This is a genomic window from Dietzia cercidiphylli, assembly GCF_014145145.1.
Taxonomy (GTDB): Bacteria; Actinomycetota; Actinomycetes; order Mycobacteriales; family Mycobacteriaceae; genus Dietzia; species Dietzia natronolimnaea.
The window spans coordinates 1-3,069 of the sequence record NZ_JAALEA010000318.1 but is presented as its reverse complement, the minus strand read 5'-3'; the positions used below and the strand labels follow the sequence as shown (position 1 = coordinate 3,069).

Here is a 3,069-nt window from a genome sequence, read left to right as displayed (position 1 = left end):
GCCGGCGGTGAGTCCGCGGTGAGCCGGCGGTGAGGTCGCACCGACCCGGTGGACCGACCACGGTCCCGCGACCGTTCCGTGGACGCCCCGGTGGTCGTACGTCAGACTGGGATCCAGGCCGCCTGTCGACCCGACCCCGGAAGAGGACCCCAGCCTCCATGGAGGATCTCCGACACTTCGCCCAGGAGTTCCGGAAAGCCCTGAGGAACCTGTTGCCCATCGTGGCCGTGGTGGTGGCCTTCCAGCTGCTCGTCTTCCGCCGGATGCCCGAGGACCCGTTACAGCTGGTCGCCGGACTGCTGATCGTGGGGGTGGGGATCGCCCTGTTCCTCCAGGGCCTGGACCTGAGCGTGTTCCCGGTGGGCAAGAACCTCGCCAACCAGTTCACCCGCCGCGGGGCCCTGGGGCTGCTGCTCACCTTCGGCTTCGCCATCGGATTCGCCGCGGTCGTGGCCGAACCCGCCCTGATCGCGGTTCGCCGTGTCCGTGGGTCTCGTCCTGGTCCTGGGGATCCTGCGCGTGCTGCGGGGGTGGGCGGTCCACCGGATCCTCATCGGCGGCTACGTGGTGGTCCTGGTGGCCACGTTCGTGGCCCCGCCGGAGATCGTGGGCCTGGCCTTCGACTCCGGCGGGGTGACCACCAACGTCGTGACCGTGCCGTTGATCGCCGCGATCGGGATCGGGTTGGCCAACTCGATCCGGGGCCGCAGCGCCCTCACGGACGGCTTCGGCCTGGTCGCGCTGTGTGTGATGGTCCCGATGATCGGGGTGCAGCTCTACGGGATGTGGGTCTACACCTTCGGCGGTGGCGGCGGTACGCCCACCACGGGGTCTGACCAGGGCTCCACCCCGCTCTGGCTGGAGCACGTGGTGGGCCTGGCTGAGATGGTCCGCGACGTGGCGCCCATGGTGATCGTCGTCCTGTTCTTCCAGTACGTCGCGCTGCGCCGCAAGCTGTCCCACCCGCTGCGCGTGGCCGTCGGGTTCGTCATGGTCCTGGTGGGGCTCTACGCCTTCGTGGTGGGCCTGACGATGGGGCTCTTCCCGCTGGGCACGCAGATGGCCGAGCAGCTCATCGACCGCGGCGTGCCGGCGCTGATCCTGCTGTTCGCCCTGCTCATCGGGTTCGCCACCACCATGGCCGAGCCGGCCCTGGTGGCCATCGCCGACCAGGCCGAGAACGTCTCGCCGGCCGGGATCAACGCCACCGCCATCCGCCTGGTCGTGGCCACGGGGGTGGCGGTCGGAATCGCGCTGGGGGTGTACCGCATCCTGTCCGGCGGGCCGCTGCACTACTTCATCATGGTCTCCTACGCCGTGGTCATCGTCCTGGTTGTCCTGGCCCCGAAGTACATCGTCGCCCTGGTCTTCGACCTCGGCGGGGTCACCACATCCGAGGTCACCGTGCCGCTGGTCACCGCCCTGGGCATCGGACTGGCCAGCGCCATCGACGGCCGCAGCGCGCTGCTCGACGGCTTCGGCCTCATCGCCTCCGCCTCGATCTTCCCGATCATCTCCGTCCTGCTCTATGCCATCGCCCTCGAGAGAATCCCCCGCCTGCGGAAGGAATCGTCATGAAATTCACGGCTGTCGTAGTGATCGCCCCCCCGGAGCTGGAGGACACCGCCATCGAGGTCGCGCAACGAGCCGGGGCGACCGGGGTGACGATCCTGGAGGGCAAGGGCATCGGCGCGCAGCAGAAGAAGACCTTCTTCGGCCTGACCTTCGAGGGCTCCCAGTCAGTGCTGCTCATGGTCGTGGGCACCCACCTGGCCACCCCGATCCTCAAATCCCTGCACGAGATCCTGGTCGACGGGGACAACTCCCACGGCATCGCCTTCAACGTCCCCATCGAGCACCTCACGGGGATAGACCCGCGGCAACTGGTGACGTTCGAGGAATACATGCGCCGGGAGAACACCTGAGCCACGCCCACCCGCTCCCCCGCGCGCGCCCCATACCGCCCGTACAACCCAGGAGGACCCCCATGCTCACCGTCCAACAGGTCATGGTGCCCGAGGTGATCACCATCTCCCCCTACGCCACCCTGCGCGAGGCGCTGTCGATGATGCGCTCCCATCGGGTCAAGAGCCTCGTGGTGGACCGCCAGCACCCCCACGATGCCTACGGTCTGCTCAGCTACAACGAGCTGCTGCGCGCCATCGTCGTCGAGGAGGGCGACGTGGACCTGCTCAACGTCTACGACGCCGCCGTCAAGCCCGCCATCTCCGTGGGAGAGGACCTGTCGGTGAACCAGGCCGCGGCCATGATGAGCCGGTTCCACCTCAACCGCCTGGTCGTGGTCCGCGGCAACGACCTCATCGGCCTGCTCACGATGAACGACATCCTCGCCCGGCTGATCGATGAGCTCGACTGAACCGCGATCTGTGACGGTGCGCCCGGGGAGACTTGAACTCCCACGTCCGTAGACACTGGAACCTAAATCCAGCGCGTCTGCCAATTCCGCCACGGGCGCCCGCCCGGGGGTGCCGGGCGAGGTGAGCTTACCGCGCCGTCGGCGGTATCGTGGAGGGGTGTCCGACACCCTGAGCAACCGCACGGTCGGAGGCGACCCCGCCTCCGGCCCGCCGGTCTCGACCAAGGTCAGGCACCGCCCCTCGTGGATCGCGTTCGTCGTCCTGGGCTCGATCTTCTGCCTGGGGATGGGGTTCTGGCAGCTCGCCCGCTACCAGGAGGCCACGGGGACGGTGCAGAACCTCGGCTACACCTTCATGTGGCCGTTCCTGGCGGGGTTCCTGGTCTACGCGTACCTGAAGTACGTCCGACTGGAGGCCGACGAGGCCGAGTCGGCCCTCCCAGCCGCCGGTGCCGACGGGGACGAGGGTGACGACGACGAGGTCGACGGCCACCCCGACGCTCCGCCCCTGCGCCGGGGTTCGCGCAGGCAGGAGATCGTCACGGAGATCCCCGCGGACCTTCTGCCCCGGCGTCCCGCCGCGGAGGCCCGGACCGGAGATGAGGCTCTGGACGCCTACAACTCATACCTCGCCGAGCTGGCCCGTCAGGACGCGGCCGCCGGCGACCGTCACCAGGAGAGACACACCACAT

At 68.7% G+C, this 3,069-nt stretch carries 4 protein-coding genes, 1 tRNA gene and 1 pseudogene; 5 read left to right on the top strand and 1 reads right to left on the bottom strand.

The window, feature by feature from the left end; all coding sequences use genetic code 11:
- Positions 1-158: 158 nt before the first annotated feature.
- From G6028_RS17710 to G6028_RS11595, 4 genes and pseudogenes are all read left to right on the top strand, one after another.
- Positions 159-726, top strand: a pseudogene (locus G6028_RS17710) (DUF1538 family protein); the annotation flags it as partial.
- A gap of 24 nt (positions 727-750) precedes the next feature.
- Positions 751-1,578: a DUF1538 domain-containing protein gene (locus tag G6028_RS18070; RefSeq protein ID WP_311201590.1), complete on the top strand. Its 828-nt coding sequence runs from the start codon at positions 751-753 to the stop codon at positions 1,576-1,578.
- Positions 1,575-1,925 carry a P-II family nitrogen regulator gene (locus tag G6028_RS11600; RefSeq protein ID WP_182658964.1) on the top strand — a complete coding sequence of 117 codons (351 nt, stop codon included), beginning with the start codon at positions 1,575-1,577 and terminating at the stop codon, positions 1,923-1,925. The genes G6028_RS18070 and G6028_RS11600 overlap by 4 nt, the downstream gene beginning before the upstream one ends.
- Before the next feature lie 62 nt (positions 1,926-1,987).
- Positions 1,988-2,377: a CBS domain-containing protein gene (locus tag G6028_RS11595; RefSeq protein ID WP_182643873.1), complete on the top strand. Its 390-nt coding sequence runs from the start codon at positions 1,988-1,990 to the stop codon at positions 2,375-2,377.
- Between the two features lie 17 nt (positions 2,378-2,394).
- Here the strand turns inward: G6028_RS11595 and G6028_RS11590 are convergent.
- A tRNA-Leu gene (locus G6028_RS11590) sits at positions 2,395-2,476 on the bottom strand.
- A gap of 58 nt (positions 2,477-2,534) precedes the next feature.
- Between G6028_RS11590 and G6028_RS11585 the strand changes: the two genes are divergently transcribed.
- Positions 2,535-3,069, top strand: a 535-nt coding sequence (locus G6028_RS11585; protein ID WP_182658963.1) for a hypothetical protein, incomplete at its 3' end; no start/stop codon positions are given.

Coding starts and splice junctions, on each gene's coding strand:
- G6028_RS18070 (WP_311201590.1), top strand. CDS start 751: ATGGTCCCGATGATCGGGGTGCAGCTCTACGGGATGTGGGTCTACACC.
- G6028_RS11600 (WP_182658964.1), top strand. CDS start 1,575: ATGAAATTCACGGCTGTCGTAGTGATCGCCCCCCCGGAGCTGGAGGAC.
- G6028_RS11595 (WP_182643873.1), top strand. CDS start 1,988: ATGCTCACCGTCCAACAGGTCATGGTGCCCGAGGTGATCACCATCTCC.